17 protein-coding genes are annotated in these 19,025 nt (G+C 40.9%); 11 read left to right on the top strand and 6 right to left on the bottom strand.

Features of this window, described 5'->3' with window-relative positions:
• Nucleotides 1–63 precede the first annotated feature (63 nt).
• The 5 genes from JKG64_RS20080 (at nt 64) to JKG64_RS20060 (ending at nt 4,448) form a co-directional block, all read left to right on the top strand.
• Nucleotides 64–2,226 carry a peptidase domain-containing ABC transporter gene (locus JKG64_RS20080; RefSeq protein ID WP_210356055.1) on the top strand — a complete coding sequence of 721 codons (2,163 nt, stop codon included), beginning with the start codon at nt 64–66 and terminating at the stop codon, nt 2,224–2,226.
• Between the two features lies 1 nt (nt 2,227).
• A complete protein-coding gene (locus tag JKG64_RS20075; protein ID WP_210356054.1) occupies nt 2,228–3,550 on the top strand; it encodes a TolC family protein in 1,323 nt (440 codons plus the stop codon).
• A gap of 15 nt (nt 3,551–3,565) precedes the next feature.
• Entirely contained in the window at nt 3,566–3,913 is a 348-nt protein-coding gene (locus tag JKG64_RS20070; protein ID WP_210356053.1) for a hypothetical protein, read from the top strand.
• Nucleotides 3,914–4,007: 94 nt separating this feature from the next.
• Nucleotides 4,008–4,190, top strand: coding sequence for a hypothetical protein (locus tag JKG64_RS20065; RefSeq protein WP_021068250.1), 183 nt, complete (start codon nt 4,008–4,010; stop codon nt 4,188–4,190).
• Nucleotides 4,191–4,277: 87 nt separating this feature from the next.
• Nucleotides 4,278–4,448, top strand: coding sequence for a hypothetical protein (locus tag JKG64_RS20060; protein WP_210356052.1), 171 nt, complete (start codon nt 4,278–4,280; stop codon nt 4,446–4,448).
• A gap of 217 nt (nt 4,449–4,665) precedes the next feature.
• Here JKG64_RS20060 and JKG64_RS20055 read toward each other — a convergent pair whose 3' ends face one another.
• The 6 genes from JKG64_RS20055 to JKG64_RS20030 all read right to left on the bottom strand — a co-directional run bounded on the left by JKG64_RS20055 (nt 4,666) and on the right by JKG64_RS20030 (nt 7,507).
• On the bottom strand, nt 4,666–4,917 hold the full coding sequence (locus JKG64_RS20055; protein WP_210356051.1) for a hypothetical protein: 252 nt from the start codon (nt 4,915–4,917) through the stop codon (nt 4,666–4,668).
• A 133-nt stretch (nt 4,918–5,050) separates the two neighbouring features.
• Nucleotides 5,051–5,299 (bottom strand): hypothetical protein, encoded by a 249-nt coding sequence (locus JKG64_RS20050; protein ID WP_021068247.1) that lies wholly within the window; start codon nt 5,297–5,299, stop codon nt 5,051–5,053.
• A gap of 310 nt (nt 5,300–5,609) precedes the next feature.
• Nucleotides 5,610–5,936 (bottom strand): hypothetical protein, encoded by a 327-nt coding sequence (locus JKG64_RS20045; protein WP_246512707.1) that lies wholly within the window; start codon nt 5,934–5,936, stop codon nt 5,610–5,612.
• Between the two features lie 144 nt (nt 5,937–6,080).
• Complete coding sequence (locus tag JKG64_RS20040; protein ID WP_210356050.1) at nt 6,081–6,551, bottom strand: hypothetical protein; 471 nt, start codon at nt 6,549–6,551, stop codon at nt 6,081–6,083.
• A 15-nt stretch (nt 6,552–6,566) separates the two neighbouring features.
• A complete protein-coding gene (locus tag JKG64_RS20035; protein WP_210356049.1) occupies nt 6,567–7,136 on the bottom strand; it encodes a hypothetical protein in 570 nt (189 codons plus the stop codon).
• A gap of 47 nt (nt 7,137–7,183) precedes the next feature.
• The gene (locus JKG64_RS20030) at nt 7,184–7,507 is read right to left on the bottom strand and encodes a DUF4870 domain-containing protein (RefSeq protein WP_210356048.1); all 324 of its coding nucleotides are present in this window, start codon (nt 7,505–7,507) and stop codon (nt 7,184–7,186) included.
• Between the two features lie 222 nt (nt 7,508–7,729).
• On the opposite strand from JKG64_RS20030, the gene JKG64_RS20025 reads away from it, so the two are divergent.
• The 6 genes from JKG64_RS20025 to JKG64_RS20000 all read left to right on the top strand — a co-directional run bounded on the left by JKG64_RS20025 (nt 7,730) and on the right by JKG64_RS20000 (nt 18,962).
• Nucleotides 7,730–9,577: a hypothetical protein gene (locus tag JKG64_RS20025; RefSeq protein WP_246512705.1), complete on the top strand. Its 1,848-nt coding sequence runs from the start codon at nt 7,730–7,732 to the stop codon at nt 9,575–9,577.
• Nucleotides 9,578–9,710: 133 nt separating this feature from the next.
• Nucleotides 9,711–10,316, top strand: a complete 606-nt coding sequence (locus JKG64_RS20020) for an RNA polymerase sigma factor (protein ID WP_210356047.1) — start codon at nt 9,711–9,713, stop codon at nt 10,314–10,316.
• Between the two features lie 81 nt (nt 10,317–10,397).
• Nucleotides 10,398–11,579 carry a FecR family protein gene (locus JKG64_RS20015; RefSeq protein ID WP_210356046.1) on the top strand — a complete coding sequence of 394 codons (1,182 nt, stop codon included), beginning with the start codon at nt 10,398–10,400 and terminating at the stop codon, nt 11,577–11,579.
• Nucleotides 11,580–11,740: 161 nt separating this feature from the next.
• On the top strand, nt 11,741–15,163 hold the full coding sequence (locus JKG64_RS20010; RefSeq protein ID WP_210356045.1) for a TonB-dependent receptor: 3,423 nt from the start codon (nt 11,741–11,743) through the stop codon (nt 15,161–15,163).
• A gap of 12 nt (nt 15,164–15,175) precedes the next feature.
• The gene (locus tag JKG64_RS20005) at nt 15,176–16,822 is read left to right on the top strand and encodes a RagB/SusD family nutrient uptake outer membrane protein (RefSeq protein WP_210356044.1); all 1,647 of its coding nucleotides are present in this window, start codon (nt 15,176–15,178) and stop codon (nt 16,820–16,822) included.
• A 19-nt stretch (nt 16,823–16,841) separates the two neighbouring features.
• The gene (locus JKG64_RS20000; protein WP_210356043.1) at nt 16,842–18,962 is read left to right on the top strand and encodes a hypothetical protein; all 2,121 of its coding nucleotides are present in this window, start codon (nt 16,842–16,844) and stop codon (nt 18,960–18,962) included.
• The last annotated feature ends 63 nt before the right edge of the window (nt 18,963–19,025 follow it).

Raw genomic sequence — 19,025 nt, 5'->3', positions numbered from 1 at the left:
TTAAAAACGATTAAAAGTCAATGCGATCCATCGACATAGGGGTCATGAAGCAATTATATACATATGAAAAAAGGAACTTTAGTAAAACAGCAGGATATCAAGGATTGTGGCGCAGCCTGCCTCTCCTCGGTTGCGGCATATTATGGGCTCAATCTCCCTATAGCCAAGATTAGGCAGTTATGTCACACAGATACCCGAGGTACCAATATTCTGGGGATGACACAAGGGTTGAATGATATGGGATTCAATGCCAAGGGAGTCAAAGGAAATATGGATGCCTTAGTCCAGATTCCTTTGCCTGCTATTGCCCATGTGGTAGTTATGGAGCAATTGCATCACTTTGTTGTCATTTATAAAATAGATAAGAATCAGGTAGAGGTTATGGATCCTGCATATGGCAAGATCGAAAAGTATAGTATGGCGGATTTTCAAAAGATTTGGACGGGTGTATTGATTCTTTTAGAGCCAAACGAGTACTTCGAGCAGCGCAATGAAAAGGTCAGTGTCTACGGAAGGTTCTGGAATTTGGTAAAGCCTCATAAGACGGTTGCTATCCAGGCGTTGATCGGTGCTGTGGTATATACGGTGTTGGGACTATCGACGTCGCTGTATATTGAAAAGATAACAGATTATGTGCTCATTGATGGAAATACAAGACTATTGAACCTGTTGTCTATCGCTATGGTGCTGATTTTATTGTTTCAGATTTTTATCGGAGCTATGAAGAGTGTTATGGTATTGGAGACAGGACAGCGGATAGACAAATACCTGATCTTGGGCTATTATAAGCATATTTTGACACTGCCTCAGCGCTTTTTTGATACCATGAAAGTGGGCGAGATTATCTCAAGGGTGAATGATGCGGTCAAAATCAGAGCATTTATTAATGACGTGTCCATACAGATTGTGGTCAATGTATTTATCGTGATTTTCTCATTTGCGCTGATGTTCAGTTATTATTGGAAATTAGCCTTGATACTGGCGTTGGTTATTCCTTTATACTGTGCTGTTTATTGGCTGACGAATAGATTGAATAAAAAAGTGGAGCGAAAGCTGATGGAGGATGGTGCCGAATTGGAGTCCCATTTGGTAGAATCTCTAAATTCCGTCCGTACGATCAAACAGTTTGGAGTGGAAACCTTTGCCAACAATAAAACGGATAACCGTTTCAGTACCTTGTTAAGAACGGTTTATAAGTCGGTTATGAACAGTCTTTTCTCGACAAATTCTGCAGAGTTTCTCTCCCGTATATTCACGATTATCTTACTTTGGGTGGGTTCTAAATACGTAGTTGAACGTATTATTACTCCCGGGGAACTCCTCTCTTTTTATGCGTTGGTGGGGTATTTTACAGGGCCTGTTACCCAGTTGATCGGGATGAATAAGACTATCCAGAATGCCATGATTGCTTCGGACCGTCTGTTCGAAATTATGGACTTGGAGCGCGAAGAGTCGACAGACAAGTTGGATCTTACCCCAGCTCATGTTGGGCATGTCACTTTTAGCGATGTTGCTTTTAGTTATGGTTCGCGGGTGGATGTATTCAAAGGATTCAATTGTGTGTTTAGAAAAGGGGAGACTACAGCGATAGTGGGAGAGAGCGGATCTGGAAAAACAACTATAGCTGGATTGATGCAGAATCTTTATCCTTTGAAGCAAGGTAAAATTACGATTGGGCAATATGATCTTAGCTATATCTCCAATCATTCACTCCGCCAGGTTGTTTCTGTTGTCCCACAGCAGATTGATCTCTTCTCAGGTAATGTGATTGATAATATTGCGTTGGGAGAGGATTTTCCCAATGTGCAGCGGATATTGGAGATAACGGAACGTCTTGGGATTTTACCTTTTATCGAGAAATTGCCCAACGGCTTCCAGACCTATCTTGGAGAGAATGGCGCCATGCTTTCAGGAGGACAAAAGCAGCGTATTGCTATTGCACGCGCCCTGTACAAAGATCCGGAGATACTTATTCTGGACGAGGCGACTTCGGCATTGGATACCGAATCCGAACAGATCATCCAAAAAACGCTACAGGATTTTAAAGATGCTGGTAAGACGATGGTGGTGATCGCTCATAGATTGAGCACTATCGCGCATGCCGACAATATTTTAGTGCTGAAAGCGGGACAGGTCGTCGAACAGGGAAATCACGAGACATTGATCACGATTGACGGAATCTATCGTGGTATGTGGGATAAACAGACTTTAGCACTGGAGGTTTAAGATGGGACGGATAATAGCATGGGTAGTTATTGTATTGGGTCATTTTTTTAGCCTAAAAGTACAGGCGCAAGAAAAATGGAATCTCCAGCAGTGTATTGTTTTTGCACAGGAGAATAACCTTGAGATTCAAAATAGTAAAGTCAATAATGACGTGAAGCATCTGGAGCTGCGGATCGCGAAGAATGAAAGGCTATTGGAAGTCAAAGGTTTTACAAACCTGTACTCGAAGTTTGGGCAGGGGCAAGATGTGTTTGGAAATACACGTAGGAATGATAATCTCAATAGTGAAGTGGGGATAGATGCGAATGTTACGATATACAATCATGGTAAACTGGCGAATGAGATTAAGAAATCTACGCTTTTGGTTAGTGTGGGTGAAGAAGAAATGGCTCTATTCAAACGGAATATTGCCATCAAAGCAATCGAATATTATCTGGCAATCCAACTGAGTAAAGAGATTGCCCGGTCGATAGATAGCGCGGTGTTTTATGCAAACCTACAGTATGAAAAAGCTGTTAAGACTACCGAGGCTGGAAGTACGGCATTGACGGTACAATATGAGGCCCAGGCTAACCTCGCGAGAGAGCGGCAAAAGCTAAAGCAAGCCAAGCTGGATGTAGATCGTGCTAAACTGGCTATGGTACAATTGATGCAACTAGAGGATTATAGCAACTTCGATATTGTCGAAGAAAAACAGGAAGCGCTTCATGCTCATTTGACCTACACCTTGCCTGAGGCTATAGAGCAAGCGGCGTCCAATCATCCAGAGCTGAAGAAACTGAGCTTGTTGCGGTCTGCCGCCGAGGTCGAGCATAATATTATCAAGTCTGACCTGTACCCTGTAGTTAGAGGAAGCGCCTTGTTTGGAAGTTTATACTTTAATAGTCTGGTGACGGCAGGAGACAGAGGGTTCTTTCCACAGATGCGGGATAATTTCTCACAGCAGGTAGCCATCAGTCTGTCTATTCCCATCTTTAGTAAAGGACGCGTGAAAAATGCGGTAGCAAAGAACAAACTGTATCTGCAGCAGAATGATATTCAGACCAAACAACAGTATCTGGCGATAAAGCAAGATATTGAAAAGTTCTATTTCGACTATTGGGGATATCAGGATCAGCACGAAGCCGCCCAGGATATGCTCGAAAGTGCACGGATAGCGCTGGCATTTACGAGTAAGAGTTACGATGCCGGTAAAAGCTCGATATATGACTTGAACAGCTCTAGAAGCAATATGTTGAAAGCCGAGAGTGAAATGCTACAAGCCAAGTACAATTGCCTTTTCGTGTCAAAAATGATTAAATTTTTTATTGAAGAAACCTTATAAAAACAAAATATTCCTATGCAACTATTTAAGCAAATTGATAGACTTAATCTTTTAGATAAGTTGATATCGCAAAAAAGAACCGGTAAGCCAGAATCCCTGGCCAGAAGATTAGACCTTTCGGTGTCCCGCTTGGCCCGGATTATAGAATACCTGAGAGAAACAGGTGCTCCGATCCAATACGATCGCGCCCTGCAGACTTATTTTTATGAGTTTGATTATCGGATTTTTATTCAGGTTAGTATGCAACCGCTATCTGATGTCGATACGAGATTATATGATGCTGGGAGCTTTTCTTCTATGCCTCTTGGGATGCCTGCGCTAGGATTTGTAGGAGGGAATGGGGTGGCATTTTTAAAGGCTTAATAAAAAGAGTAAAAAATGCTGAATGCTTTTTTTATGCATTGTACTAAAGGATATTTGATATATAAAATAGAAACAAACAATAAAAATAAACGTTATGAAAAATTTAGAAAACAAAAACTTAACAGTGTTAGATTTAGAAGAAACAATCCAACTGGACGGTGGTGTCTGGAATCCAAATGATGGACAGGGTGGTGACTATGGAATCAACAGCCCAGGAGGTTGTATTCCTAACCCATTTGACAAGATTTTGGGAAGAAAGCTTCAAATGGCATTTTAACTAAAGTGAATCGGAGGTGCCTCTGGCACCCCATTCCTATTTTTTATTAATAATACAAAACACACGATTACGGAATGTCCATGCTGGATGTTCCATAGGATCGTGACTAATCAAATACATATGAAAGATTTGTCGGAAAAAGAAATGTTAGAAATCCAAGGTGGCGGCGTGATCGGAAGGCTAATCAAGACAGCTGCTAATGCGACAATTGCAATGGCTGAGGATCTTATTGATCGTTGGAGAGGTCCAAACGCGTAGTCATACGCTTAGGACAGGATTACTAGGTGTAATTTATTTGTTCATATTCTAGTTTAAAACAAAGATAGGGGTCGGAATATATTTCTGACTCCTGTTTTTTTATAGATCCAGGCATTGAAAAATGACCTCAAGATTCTGAAACTATCAAAGGGCCGTTGTCGCTCGGGCCTATAGGATTGCTCTAGTGGGATATGGGATGGTGTTTTTAGTGATAAGACTACTTATAGTTCTGTGAAACGGCCACTGTATCAACGTTATTTAGGTGTGTTGCTTTTTCAGATTTGGAAGGGATAGAGTCTGTATATCCAGAAGCTTTTAAAGTTGGGGTACTATTGATTCGAACGTCTTTAAAAAGTTTTTGGTCACCCCATGCGCTTAAAAGATCTATCGTTATACTTACACTCACAATCACTAAGGCAATAAAGACCAATCTTTTCAATGTTAAATTTGATGCTAAAAAATTTGACATGGTTTGGTTTTAAATCTGACGCAAAGATATAGCAATGCGGATGACACAAAGAAAAACAGGTATTATCTTTATGTTGTTTTTATGTTATTCCGTATAGTGTCTGATTAAAAAAAGTGGGCAAAGCCCACTTTTTTTAATCTAATAATTTTACTTTCCCAATGAAGGCATATTCATCTATAGTTTTTATTGCTTCAGAAATAGAGTAGCACAGCTGAAAGGTGTCTGTAAGTTCTTCTGAAAATTGTTTTAATCTTTCTCTTTTTACTTTTTCAAAGGTCCAGATAGGGTCCAGTGGATTGGAGTTGTACGTCGTTATGATAGCCGTGTATCCTTTGTTCTGAGCATCCAAAAGCCTTTGTTTTGTAATGTTTGCTAATTCCATAACAAACTAATATACAAAAAATAATTTAGGGGTAGGTTTGATTTTGAGGGTATTAAGCTGGTTATTCAGTTGTTTGTAATCAGATGCCACAAATGAAAAACAGCTAAAATCACGGATTGGAAGGAGATAGGCAATATTATGGGGTGATCGTCCATATAAAAACGAACAAACTTATCATTGGTTGGAAAACAGGACTCGTTTGTAACAAAAATGAACCGATTAAACGTGAATATCGGAAAGTGATTGCGAATTTTATTTAAATATTAGTCTTGTAAGATATATACAATCAGGGTTACTTGTGAAGATTGTGTTAGAGACTATTTTCTAATAATGCAACTATAGGGGATAATATTTCTTCTTCATACGCAGTGAGGTATTTTTCCTGTTCTTTACCGGTTCCAAAGTCTGGACTAATTCTGTAATTTTTCAAAAACTGCTTGCGCTTCTCTCCTAACCGATAGTGCCAGGTCCCACATACTGTACTTCGAAAAATAACGGCTTCGTCTAGTGGCATTAATCGCCTTTTGCCCCCCAAAAAACTCTGTCGGTATATGGATCGGGTTTTGAGATCAAAAAAGTAGCGTACATGGATTCTGAATAAAAGATCGTTCAATCCCTGTATTGCAAAGACCGCCATAATGGAGATACATATGATTCTGCCACCAATGCCGATCTGTGTGTTGAAAATTAAGAGGAGACTCCCTGTTAAAACAATAGCAATTACAGCCCACAGTATACTAATTTACGGTTGGGCTGCAATGTGATGCCTTCGGGACTATTTTCAAACCTCAGTTGATCCTTTATCCTCATCATATATGACTTCATGGATATCATTCAGTATACTTTGGATTGGTTTCTTAAAAAAGCTCTCGGCCAGCCCTAGTTCCTTCGGTTTACCATCTTCGTTGTAATAATCAGCAATTAAAGAGACGTTAATAGTGATGAATCCCATGTATTTTAAACGATGTACGGTGAATCCCTGAAGATTCTTCAGGGGAATGGTTCGGACCGGGTGAAACAACCCCATTACCACACGGACTTCTCTTTTGTCCATATCGATGACTAATGACCTTCTTGCATAGGCGATAGCCAACAAGATACCAATTCCTAGCATCCACCATTTAAAAGATGATGCAGGGATCTTTAAAAAGCCAACAAGTGCTAACCCGAAGAAAGTTCCCAATAAAGGGAGGATCAGACCATATTGTCTTTTTAGCGTGTATAGGTTTTCCTCTTTTATAAAATTTTTCATACCGCTGTAGTATACCTATTTTGAGAAATTAGGTGTATCCATTATCTTATAATCTACACCATGCTTGTCTGCATAGGGCATAATCAGATCATAGACTTTATTGAAACGTTCGTCGATCAGTTTACTTTTACTGGCCTCGAGTTCTTCGATGGCGGCATCGATGTTTTCATCCGGTTGTCCATCATCTATCATTTTGGCAATCCGTAGCATGTCAGTCTTGTAGATATTATCTATGTATTGGAAGAGATCCAGAGTAGCCGCAAAAATGGGCTTTGTCTCGTCATCGGTTTTCATTTCTCTTATTGCCTGCATGTCTTTCTCAAACATAGTGACGTAGTGATTGGTAACATACTCTGTGGCATTGACCTTTTTGACTTCATTTTCCGGTGTTACTATAACAAGACTACCCGCTTTTAGCTGTCCTCGTATTTCTCTAAAATGAACTTTGAAACCATTAGGGACCTTATTGGCCGCTACTGCCACCTTGTCAAAGACCTGCTCGGGGTAGCTTTTCTCGCCCAATCCACAGGAAGTTAGAAGGAATGCAAAAGCAAGAAAGAGATAAAATAAATAATGTTTCTTCATAATGTAAATCATCTGTGCTGAAAATCCAGTTCCCTTAAGATTTTTTATTATCCGATAAATGAAAATTGATTTTCGAATGCTTTACCGATTATAGGCAGTGGTTTTTTTACTTCATTTGCAGCATTGATGATGCCGAGAATCATCAGCACGAAAAACAGGATTCCGATATAACTCAAGGCTGAAAGTGCAGGAATGAATGTTAAAACTACGCTAAGGATGACATTGACGATAATGCTGACAAGGAATAGACCGAACGCTTGTTTTAGATGATACTTAAGTAAGTCATTTGCTTTTTCTTTGCCAGAGAAGTAAGCGATTAACCATCCGATTAAAGTAATGTACGATACGATTGATAAAGTTTTGTTGTCCATGATTTTTGTTGTTTAGTAATAAAGTCCAAAAATGAATTTTCTTCTTTAAAAGGCAAAGCATGGGGTTGCTACCAAAGGACTATTGGTCTGGATGGGAGCGACTACAAAGCGTCTACGTAAAAGTGCATCTGTTTGTATTACAGCGGTGTGTGCTGTTCGTGTGAGCGAGTATAAAAAGGCTAAAAGATACGGAGCGTCTATGAGGTTCCTTATATTTGCAATATGAGAAAAAGTATTTCTTTGCTTGTGGCGATTTTGTTTTCTGTTGTTGTACAGGCACAGAACACTTACATCGATAGCTTACGTAAGGTTTTAAGACAGACCACGGATATAAAGGAACAGGTGTTGGTACAACAGCAGATGGCTGATTGGTATCGCTCCAGTGAGCAATATACTGAAGCGACTACCAAAGCAAAGCAAAGTTTAGAAACCGCCCTCAAGATTTCGTCAAATAACGTAGAGGTCATCAAAGCCTATTGGATATTGTCAAATATCTACACTAATATGGAGGACTTTGAGATGGCTAGAGCTTATGTCGACAAAGCCTATTTCGTGGCGGAGACACAGACGGACTCTTTGCCCTTCGCCTACGCATTGTATGCAGAGGCGATGTTGCAGAATACAATATTCAATACCGATATATCTGTAAAACTATTGCATCAGGCCTTAGCAAAGATTGAACATCCGGAACAAGAAGCGGCCCTTGTCACGCGTATCTATTATCTGTTATACGGGGTGTATGTCGACTGGAACGAAGCGGATAAGGCTATGGCTTATGCGGATAAGGCGATAGTCTATGCCAAACTTTCGGGCAATAAGAATCTCCTGGCAAATGCTTACAGCGCTCGAGCGGTAGCGTATACCTATCGGTATGAAGAACGTAAGGAGCAGCAGATCTTAGATACCATAATGAATGTATTGGATGAAGCTATTGCATTGCACAGGAAATATCCGGGGCAGGTTTTACAGAATACCTATTCGCTACTCCGCGTCAATAAAGCGAGTTATTATCTCAAATACTATGATATCAAGAGTGATGGGATTAGGGAACAGATACGCGGCGAAGTGGCTGAGGCTTTACAGGCATCAAAGGGTATGGAAGGGAATGAAAGTGTACTGGCTAGTGGGTATGGTATATTAAGCGAACTCGATATATATGAAAATAATCTGCCGGCAGCAGAGCGGAATCTGTTATTGGCGTATACAATGATGATCCAGAAGAAAAAGCCATATTATTATACCCTGATCAACGTGTTGAATTCTCTGGTGAAGGTAAATGTTAATAAAGGCGATTATCAGCAGGCTCTACATTACCAACAAGAGATTGTACACTACTCTAATCTTCTTTTCAATGAAGAGTCGGCATCGAATGCCAAAAGATTGGAAGCACAGTTCGATTTCAAAAAAAAAGAGCAAGAGATACAGAACCTGACTGATCAGGCCAAAAGTCACCAGAGGCATAAAATGCTTTTGATTGGGCTTATAGGGATTGGTCTTTTGGGCGCTTTTTTTATGTTTCGTTCGTACCATTTTAATCTGAGGTATTCTTTGGCGAGAGAAAAGCAGTTGGCCGCGGAAAACAATGAGGCGGCGCTACTGATTCGGTATGAAAAAGAAGAAAAGGCTCGTTTGAAAGCCGAGCAGGAGCTTTTGGCTCTACAGCAACAGAAGCTACAAGACGAAATTATGGCCAGTCAATTGCAGTTACAGCATAAGAGCAATGTACTGCATCAACTTAAAGAAAAATTTATCAATGAACAGCCTACAACTATTAGGCAGCTATTCAGAGAAGAATCTGTAATGGACAACGACTTTGAAAAGGTCAAGTTTCATATCCAAGAATTGCATCCCAATTTTTTTAAAACTATAAGCGAACATGCTAAACAAAAGTTGACCGCCATGGATCAAAAATATTGTGCCTATCTATATTTGGGGATGGAGACCAAGCAAATTGCGCAACTGTTGCATGTAGAACCCAAAAGTGTGCGTATGGCACGCTATCGTCTCAAACAAAAATTTGATCTAGATGCAGAAACCGACCTGCTCAGCTATCTTAAAAATATGGTTTAGTAAAAAGGATCTCTTTCCGTCAGTTGGTATAAGTTCTTTTATCAATTAATTGTTGGTGTACTCTTATAAATTTTAATAATTAAAAAAAGTACCCTAACTTAATCACGTAAATTATATACCACAATTAGCTCGCATGCCAGATTTAGAAGAATTGACTGTATTACAAAAGTTAAAGGAAGGAGATCGCGCGGCTTTCAACGACATATATAGGCGGTATTCCGCTTTTATATACAGTAGATCCCTTCAGTTTCTTAAAAATCCTGAACTTGCAGAAGAACTCCTGCAAGACGTCTTTATGAAGCTATGGGTATTACATGAAGAGATTGTTCCAGAGCGGGGATTTACTACATTTTTGCTTAAGATCGCGGATAATCTAGCGATAGATCTATTTCGAAAAATAGTTCGGGATACCAAGATGAAACAAGATATGTGGTATCATCTCAATCTGCAATCCAGAACAATGCAAGAGAATTTCGAATATCTAGAACAGCAACAGATATTGGATCAAGCTATTGAAACCCTACCTCCTCGACAGAAAGAAATATTTGTACAGTGCAAACTATACGATAAGAGTTATAAAGAAGTCGCCGATCTCATGGGGATTTCTGTGTCTACGGTGAGCAATCAGCTTGTTGTAGCGGTCAGAGAGGTGAAACAGTATGTTGATCGATTTTATTCAGATGATAAAATTAAGGTATTGATAACGTGTTGTTTATTAAAAATATTTGATTCTATGTAAAATTGACTAGTGTGTTTTTTGATTCCGTTCGTATATAAGGTCATTAATTGTAATCAAAAATAGACTTAAGACACCTTTATCGTGGATAGCAGATCCGAAATACATAGCTTAGTTCAGGCCTTTTCCAATAATACCATAACGGAGGCTGATTTTTATCGTCTACTCGATTTAGTGGCTGATTTGGATGACGACACGCTCCAAAGTTATTTTCTAGAGAATCGATCAACAAGACTAAAATATGAAATAGAATTTCAAGCGCATAGGATGCAATATGTCCAGGACAAGCTAAACAAGAAAGTAGATGCTTGGGAAGAGGAAAATGGCCGACAGATAAAAAATGAGAGACCGTTTATAAAGTTGCATCCCTTTGCCTGGAGTTCCATTGCTGCAGCTTTGCTCCTTTTTTTTGGAGTAGGTTACTACCTGTTACAGCAGATGAATCCCCAACAGCAGACTTTGACCTCAGATCTAGAGCATATCCTGCCTGGATCCAATAAGGCATTCATAAAAATCGGAGATGAAACGCTCAACCTAGATTCCGATAAGAATGCATTAACCATCGGGAGCAACGGATTAGCGTATGATGATGGTTCTCTGCTTCAAGGAGGGACGTTATCCAAGGAACAAAAGATAACGATTCAGATTCCTCGTGGGGGGCAATATCATTTGATTCTTTCAGATGGTACACGGGTGTGGCTCAACTCAGACTCAGAGCTCAGTTATTATCCTTTTGAGGGAAAGTCAAGTCGTGAAGTTTTCTTAAAAGGAGAAGGGTACTTTGAAGTGGCACACCTTAATGCAAAGCCGTTTAGTGTCCATCTTGGAAAGGAAAAAATCACGGTATTAGGGACGAGATTTAATGTGTCAAACTATTCAGATGCGGTAGCGACTGTCGCCACACTAGCGGAGGGAGTTATTGCGTTTACAAGTTCTTCAGGAACCGAGAAACTGACCCCCAACCAGCAGCTCTCCTTTTTTCATAAAACCCAGGAGACTAATGTAAAACAGGTGGATGTGTCGGGAGCCTTGGCATGGAAGAATGGGGTTTTTGATTTTGAAGGAGACAGTTTTGAGGCGAATCTAGCAAAGATTGCCCGTTGGTATGATATTGATATAAAGTGTGACAAGGGAGTGTCTGATGTCGAATTAGGAGGACGTATGAGCCGAGGTGTGCGATTGTCTACTTTTGTCAATTATCTAAAAACAAACTTTGGGCTGCACTGCGAACTAAACAATAATCGAGTATTAATCATAAAAAACTAAAACATGAAGAAAGAAACTGTACGAGCATCGTCTCCTTAGGGGAGATTAGGTTAATAAAATAAGAAAGGAGGTGTACCACCACCACCTTTCCAAATGATATTAGCCTATCCTAAAATTGTCGGTAACAATTATTTAAAATATAATCTAATTCAATCCAAGTTATGAAAAAAAAATCGGATTTGCCTAGCCGTGCGCTTAGGCAAAGCAGAGAAATTGTATACGCTACTATATTTCGATTTATTATGGTTACAAAAATCACTTTAGCATTTCTTGTTATATTTTGTATACAGGTCAATGCTGAGGTTTTTCCGCAAATGGTCAATATGAAAGCCAGTTCAATTCGGCTTGAAGAGGTCTTCAAGCGGTTGGAGAAAGAGAGCAGTTATGTCGTGATGTACAAAAAAAGCGATATAAAGCAACATAGCCCTATTTCAGTACATGCTCATAACCTCTCCTTAGATCAGTTTATGAAAGAAGTGTTGAAGGGTAAGAATCTTGGTTTTGTCATTGAGGATAAGACGGTTATGATTACGGCTTTGCCTGCTTCCGAAGGAAATAAAGCAAAGAGAACAGAAGTTGTGATAGTTCAGCATACCATTAAAGGGGCGGTGGTCAATGAAAAAGGCGAGCCACTTCCAGGTGTGACCATAACAATTAAGAATACAAATCAAAGTACCTCTACGAATGCAGAAGGGCAGTTTACTCTACAAACAAGCAGCACCAACGGGACGCTTACTGTCCGTATGGTGGGGTATCAACCTATTGATCTGTCTTTAGCAAGTTATCAGGGCAGTACCATTCGTATGGAGGTGGCTGTTAGCGATATGGATGAAGTGGTCGTGGTCGGTTATGGTACGCAGAAAAAAACGTCAATGACAGCCGCTGTTTCGACTATGAAAGGAGAGGAGGTTACGAGCTTGCCTACGACCAATTTGAGCAATAATCTAGGAGGTCGTGTAGCTGGGGTCATTACCAAACAAACTTCTGGAGAACCAGGTTCGGATGGTTCCAACATATACATCCGCGGGATCTCTACTACGGGTGCAAGTGAACCTTTATTGATTGTAGATGGTGTTCCTCGTAATTTTCAAAAATTAGACCCCAATGTAATCGAAAGTTTTACTGTCCTTAAGGATGCAGCAGCAGTAGCTCCTTATGGCGTTGCGGGAGCCAATGGAGTAATCATCGTGACGACAAAACGAGGTAAAGAAAGTAAGGTTTCGACGAATTATAATGGTTATCTGGGGTTCCAAAATCCTACAATCATTCCAGATTTGGTCAATGGCTATGAGTATGCCTTGTTAAAAAATCTGGCTGCGGAGAATGAAGGTGGGAAAAAGCCTTATTCGGACGAGGCCTTGCAAAAGTTTAAAGATGGCTCAGATCCCGATCGTTACCCTACAGGGACACCGTGGGATGGATTAGTTAGTAACAATGCTTTTTTACAAAATCATAGTTTAGATTTTTCAGGTGGTAACGAAAACGTCCGTTTTTTCAGCGCGTTAGGTTACCAATATCAAAAAGGGATGTGGGAGACCGCAAATTCCAAGCGGTATAACCTAGCCTTGAATGTTGATGCCAAACTTACACCAACCACCCAATTGAGTGTTAATGTAAATGGTAATGTGATTTCGACAATAGCTCCGCCGTCAGATTTATCTGACTGGGGTACCTTGCGTATTTTTGAGTTAGTCAAATATAGCCATGCCGGTACTGGTCCAAACTTCTTTAGTAATGGTATGTATGGTACTTACGCTTCTGCAGCGATTTTCGGATCAGGATACCGTAAGAAAAATACAACAACACTTTTTTCACAGATAGCTATACGGCAGACTATACCATCTGTACCAGGACTAGAGTTCAATGGACTCGTGGCGTATGATCCAACAATTGTCAACAATAAGGTGTGGAATACACCACTACATATGGCATCCATTGATGTGACCAAGACACCTTATGTAATCAAAGACGGTATATTCGGTGAAGCGAAACCCTTCTTAGATCAGTCCGTTGAGCAATTGGCACAATTTACCTATCAGGCCAATCTAAAGTACGATCGTGCTTTTGGCGCACACCGTATCAGTCTTTTGGGGGTATTTGAGGCAAAAGATAATCGTGCTTCCAACTTAGGGGCCTACCGTCGTAATTACAATCTTTTGATGGATGAAATATCAATGGGTAGCTCCAGTAATAGTGACTTTAAAAACTCAGGTACTTCCAGCGAGGCTAGACAGGTTGGTCTAGTGTATAGAGCATCCTATGATTATCAGGGTAAATATATGGTCGAAGCCAGCGGACGCTACGACGGACACTATTATTTTGCTCCGGATAAGCGTTGGGGCTTCTTTCCCGCATTTTCTGCAGGATGGCGCATCTCAGAGGAATCCTTCATGGAGTCTACCAAAGATTGGTTGACCAATCTGAAAGTACGAGGTTCATATGGTCAGGTAGGTGCATTGGCCGGTAATCCGTTTCAGTACTTGGGAACCTATTCGGTCAGTGGACCGGGCTATGTGATGGGAAATAATGCAGTACAGATTGTTTCAGAGCGTGCCGAACCAAATCCTTATATCACCTGGGAACGCGCCAATAAAACAGACATTGGTTTAGAGTTTTCTTTATTCCGTGGCCTATTTGATATGGACATCGATTATTTCTATGAGAAGCGTTCCAATATGCTGGTTGCTCCTTCGGCTTTGGTACCATCTGAATATGGTATTGGCCTTAGCCAGGTGAACTCAGGAGTTATGGAGAATAAAGGAATTGAGTTTACAGGAACTTTTAATATTCCTATAAACGAAGACTGGAGAATCGGGCTTACCGGAAATCTAACCTATGCTAAAAACAAAGTACTCGAAATCTTTGAGACCGAAAGTACCTTTAATAACCCCAATAGGAGACGGACAGGTAAACCGTTGGGAATGCAATTTGGGTATGAGTCGTTAGGGTATTTCCTTCCCGAAGACTTTGATGCCAATGGCAATTTAAAATCAGGGATTGCTGTGCAGCCTTGGGGTAAGGTACAGTCTGGCGATATCCGCTACAGAGATGTAAATGGAGACGGGAAAATAGACTTTAATGATGAAGTGGGGATAGGTGATCCGAGTACTCCTCGTATCATGTATGGTATTGCTCCGAGCGTTTCTTACAAAGGAATAAGTCTTCAGGTTCTGCTACAAGGGGCTTCTAAAGCCAATTATTATTTTTTCCGTGAAGCGGCTTGGCCATTTTGGAATGGGATGACTGCCAATAGAGATAATTTTGATTATTGGACACCAGAAAACTTAGATGCGAGACATCCTCGATTGACCTCTGCACCGACTGCCAATAATACACAGGTTTCCTCACATTGGATGCAGGATGTGAGCTATATCCGAATGAAGAATTTTACAGTGGGTTATGATGTCCCAACTAAGTTCCTCGAGCGGATAAAATTGTCTTCTGCACAAGTGTATTTTTCAGGACAAAATCTTTTTACCTGGACCAATTCGAAGAATGTAGATCCAGAGATGGCCTATGATCGAGGCAACAACTATCCACAACAGAAGGTTTATTCAATCGGTCTTAAATTGGGATTAAACTAAATATTGCCTAACATGAAAAGTAAAAACTTAATCAAAATATTAACAGGAAGCGTATTGTTATTTAGCCTTCCTTCTTGTAGTTCTTTTTTAGAAGTTACACCTGCCGACCAGGTTTCCGATGCCACCCTTTGGGTTAATAAAGATAATGCGGACCTGTTCTTGAACAATGTATACAGCAGTATTACCTCGCCATTCGGAACCTTCGATCCAGGAGAGAATTGGTCAGACAATTCCATTAATGGGGTGAATGGGCAGAGATCACATACTATATATGCTATCTCAGCTTATAATGCGGAGAATGTGGAGGGTACAGAACACCGTTGGGGATTATACGCTGCTATTCGAAAGGCTAATCTTTTTATAGAACGTGTAAGTGAAGGTTCTTTGGATGAGAATTGGAAGAAAGTTCGATTGGCTGAAGCGCGTTTTCTTCGCGCTTATTTCTACAATATACTATGGACTAGCCACGGTTCCGTGCCTATCGTGACCAAGGTGTTGAATCAAAATACACAAGGCGAAGCGATTTTTCAGGCTAATAATACAGCCGAAGAGGTTTTTAAGTTTATAACAGAGGAATGTGAAGCCGCAGCACAGGATCTTCCGAAGAGTGCTGATTTAGGACGGGCTACACAAGGGGCGGCTTTGACCTTAAAAGGTTGGGCACAGTTATTTTGGGCCAGCCCTTTGTACAATACCAGTAATGATCTGAAACGGTGGGAGGCGGCTGCGGAGACGAATAAGCGAGTGATAGATTTAAAGGTATATAGCCTATTCGCTGATTATAATGAGCAATTCTTTGAAGCGAATAATAACAACAAGGAATCGATCTTCCAAAGGAGGCATCTGGGAGGAACTGTTTTAGGATCGAGTAGGGAAGGGTTACAGGGCCCCACTTTTGTCAGGTCTGCCGCCAAATCCTATGGCGGAGTCAATCCAACACAAGAGATGGTCGATGCTTATTTTATGAAAAACGGATTGCCTATTACAGATCCTAATTCGGGTTATGATCCTCAAAAACCTTACGCCAACCGAGAAAAGAGGTTTTATCAGTCGATCGTATATGATGGGGCAGAGTGGAAGGGCGATATCATGGTCATGAAGCAAGGTGTCGGTAGTAAAAATGCAACAGATGTTAGTAATGTCAACGAGGCGACCAATACTGGATATTACCTAAGAAAAGGAATGAACCCACAGTATGATGTTTTAGGCCCTAACCGCTTGAGTAGCGCCAGTTATACCATATTCCGCTATGCGGAGGTCTTATTAAGTTATGCCGAGGCGCTTAATGAAGCTAAAGGGGCTGTACCTGAGGTGTATGATGTTATCAAATTGTTGCGTGATCGCAGTGACTTACCTAATTTCCCTGCTGGGCTTAACCAAAGCGATATGAGGAAGCTTATTCAGCAAGAGCGACGGGTAGAATTGGCTTTTGAAGAGAAAAGATGGTTGGATATAATTAGGTTAAAACAGGCTGAAATTGTACTGAATCAAAATTCTCATGGTATATTAATAGAGGACATTGCTGGAACGACTGTATATAAGGTGTTTGAAGCACCTAATGGAAAGCGTGTGTTTGATAAAACTAAGAATTATTTTCTCCCTATTCCTCAGGATGCTTTGGATAGAAACAAAAAGCTAACGCCAACACCTAATTACTAAACCCGTTGAAAAGAATATTATGCAAAGAAGAGATTTTATAAAAAATACCGCTTTAGGGTCACTTTTTATCAGTGAAATAGCGAGTGTAAAGACATCTTTACGGCCTGAGATAGACGGTTTAGGTAAGCTAGGAGAACTTCATTTAGATGTTGCGAATTCGTTGAAAACAACGGCGCCATTTAAGTTCTATCCAAATCGCAAAGAGGAGATGTATAGGCAGTTGATCCAGATGAAAGAGCAATATGGAATAGGACGTTTTCTGTTTGTTGGACCTTTGGAAGAGGTACGTTTTAAGGGATTTCCTAAGAAAGAAGTCTATGAAGAAATAGGTCAACATATAAAAATGGCACAGGCAGATCTGGCCAAACACGATATTAAGATCGGCTGGTGGTGTGCTCCATCTTTACGTTCAGGATTTGACAGGCGTTTCCAATATATAACAGATTTAAGTGGAGCTATAAGTGACACGAGCCCGTGTCCGTATGATCCCATATTCAGCGAAGAGTTTAGTGACAATGTAGCGACGGTGGTGCGTGTTGCTAGACCTTACATGTTGCAGTTTGAGGATGATTATGAATTGAGTCACCAACCTCCAGCCGTTAAGTTTGGCTGTTTCTGTCCTTTACATCTGCAAGAGTTTGCGAAGCGTGAGGGGCGTCAATATACGCGTGAGGAACTGATGAAGATTTTTGAAGAGAGCAATGCCGAAAGCATCCGATTACGTCGGGCATGGGCGAGGCTCAGTAAAGATTCACTTATCTATTTGGCAAAAAAAATACGGCAGAAAGTAGACCAGATTGCTCCCGAGACTATCATCTCCTTATGTCAATCAGGGAGTGCTGATTTTGACGGAGACTTTACCAACGAGTTGACCGCTGCATTTGCCGGGAATACGACGCCTACGGTGAGATTGTATGGCAGCAGTTATTCTTCGGATTCTCCACATGGGCTGCCAGGGGATATTTTTCATGCATTGCACAGCATACAGCACATTCCAAAGGAATATGAATGTTTTCATGAGTCAGACACTTATCCACATACCCGCTTCTTTATGTCTGCGGCCAAGATAAAAAGTCTTATGGTGACTGCTTTTTCCTATGGTTTTGACCAAAGCCTTTTTTATGTTACCCAATACCTGGACAATCCTTTGGAAGACAAGGGCTACGCAGCGATGTACATACGCGAGATACCTCGGATTATTGCGATCAAGGAAGCGGTTAAGAATGCAGAAGTTATAGGCTGCGAAATGATTCACCTGCCTGATTCCCATGTTGTAGTCCCTTATAAAGGAAGCCGACCAGAACTGGGCCTCAATTCGTGGATTATCTCTTTAGGACGTTTTGGTATTCCGTATACAACCAAAGGAGGCTCGGCCAAATTGCTGGCAGGAAGAGGAGTTGAATCCATGGACGATGTACGTATAAAGCAGCTCCTTAGCGGAGGCTTGCTCCTTGATGCGGTAGCAGCAGAAAGTTTGCAGAAGATGGGATATGGACAGTATTTAGGGGTTGATATCGTGCCCTTCAAAGAAAATGTACAGTCCTGTTATGAAGGACTTCGTCATCCCGAGCAATATCATAATATCGTAGGGGATCTGCAGTACAATTGGATCTTTGCACCGGCAGGTACAGAAGGAGGAAGTTTCTCTCGTCTCGAACCTAAAGGAGATGTAGAAGTAGTCACCGATTTTTTGGATGAGCACGAAAAGCCACTTATTCCAAGTATGGTACGATTTGTTAATAGTCTCGGCGGACGGATAGTAATCAGTGCATTCGACTTGCGGGGCAATTACTCTTCGACGACATTGAACTACAAGAAGAAGGAAATTATACGGCAGAATATAGAATGGGCGGCCGGAACATCGTTGCCTGTCTTTGTAAAAAACAAACCCAATGTGTTCTGTGTCTGTAATAAAGATAAGCAGACCGGTGAACTTATTGTGACGCTGATCAATTTAAGTTCGGATCCTACGGAAGAGTTAGAGCTGGATGTAGCCCAAGGTATAAAAGTAAAAGCTGTAGCACTCATGGATGCCTCTGGGGCATGGAAGCCAATCGCATTTCAGCAACAGGGACGGACATTGCAACTTCCACTATCGTTAGTGTTGATGCGTCCTGAGCTGCTCAAGATTAAGCTTTAAGACTGGTTACGTTTAATAATTTTTTAGATATGAAATATCCATGTAGCAGCAACTGCACAAACA

This window comes from Sphingobacterium tabacisoli (assembly GCF_017908035.1).
Taxonomy (GTDB): domain Bacteria; phylum Bacteroidota; class Bacteroidia; order Sphingobacteriales; family Sphingobacteriaceae; genus Sphingobacterium; species Sphingobacterium tabacisoli.
Note: the sequence above shows the minus strand (reverse complement) of the source record. Positions and strands in the feature narration are given on the sequence as shown.

What these genes read in the sequence shown, in the direction of transcription:
- JKG64_RS20000 (WP_210356043.1), top strand. Translation starts at nt 16,842, where the DNA reads ATGCAAAGAAGAGATTTTATAAAAAATACCGCTTTAGGGTCACTTTTT.
- JKG64_RS20060 (WP_210356052.1), top strand. Translation starts at nt 4,278, where the DNA reads ATGTTCCATAGGATCGTGACTAATCAAATACATATGAAAGATTTGTCG.
- JKG64_RS20010 (WP_210356045.1), top strand. Translation starts at nt 11,741, where the DNA reads ATGAAAAAAAAATCGGATTTGCCTAGCCGTGCGCTTAGGCAAAGCAGA.
- JKG64_RS20080 (WP_210356055.1), top strand. Translation starts at nt 64, where the DNA reads ATGAAAAAAGGAACTTTAGTAAAACAGCAGGATATCAAGGATTGTGGC.
- JKG64_RS20070 (WP_210356053.1), top strand. Translation starts at nt 3,566, where the DNA reads ATGCAACTATTTAAGCAAATTGATAGACTTAATCTTTTAGATAAGTTG.
- JKG64_RS20020 (WP_210356047.1), top strand. Translation starts at nt 9,711, where the DNA reads ATGCCAGATTTAGAAGAATTGACTGTATTACAAAAGTTAAAGGAAGGA.
- JKG64_RS20025 (WP_246512705.1), top strand. Translation starts at nt 7,730, where the DNA reads ATGAGAAAAAGTATTTCTTTGCTTGTGGCGATTTTGTTTTCTGTTGTT.
- JKG64_RS20055 (WP_210356051.1), bottom strand. Translation starts at nt 4,917, where the DNA reads ATGTCAAATTTTTTAGCATCAAATTTAACATTGAAAAGATTGGTCTTT.
- JKG64_RS20065 (WP_021068250.1), top strand. Translation starts at nt 4,008, where the DNA reads ATGAAAAATTTAGAAAACAAAAACTTAACAGTGTTAGATTTAGAAGAA.
- JKG64_RS20075 (WP_210356054.1), top strand. Translation starts at nt 2,228, where the DNA reads ATGGGACGGATAATAGCATGGGTAGTTATTGTATTGGGTCATTTTTTT.
- JKG64_RS20030 (WP_210356048.1), bottom strand. Translation starts at nt 7,507, where the DNA reads ATGGACAACAAAACTTTATCAATCGTATCGTACATTACTTTAATCGGA.
- JKG64_RS20005 (WP_210356044.1), top strand. Translation starts at nt 15,176, where the DNA reads ATGAAAAGTAAAAACTTAATCAAAATATTAACAGGAAGCGTATTGTTA.
- JKG64_RS20045 (WP_246512707.1), bottom strand. Translation starts at nt 5,936, where the DNA reads ATGGCGGTCTTTGCAATACAGGGATTGAACGATCTTTTATTCAGAATC.
- JKG64_RS20050 (WP_021068247.1), bottom strand. Translation starts at nt 5,299, where the DNA reads ATGGAATTAGCAAACATTACAAAACAAAGGCTTTTGGATGCTCAGAAC.
- JKG64_RS20040 (WP_210356050.1), bottom strand. Translation starts at nt 6,551, where the DNA reads ATGAAAAATTTTATAAAAGAGGAAAACCTATACACGCTAAAAAGACAA.
- JKG64_RS20035 (WP_210356049.1), bottom strand. Translation starts at nt 7,136, where the DNA reads ATGAAGAAACATTATTTATTTTATCTCTTTCTTGCTTTTGCATTCCTT.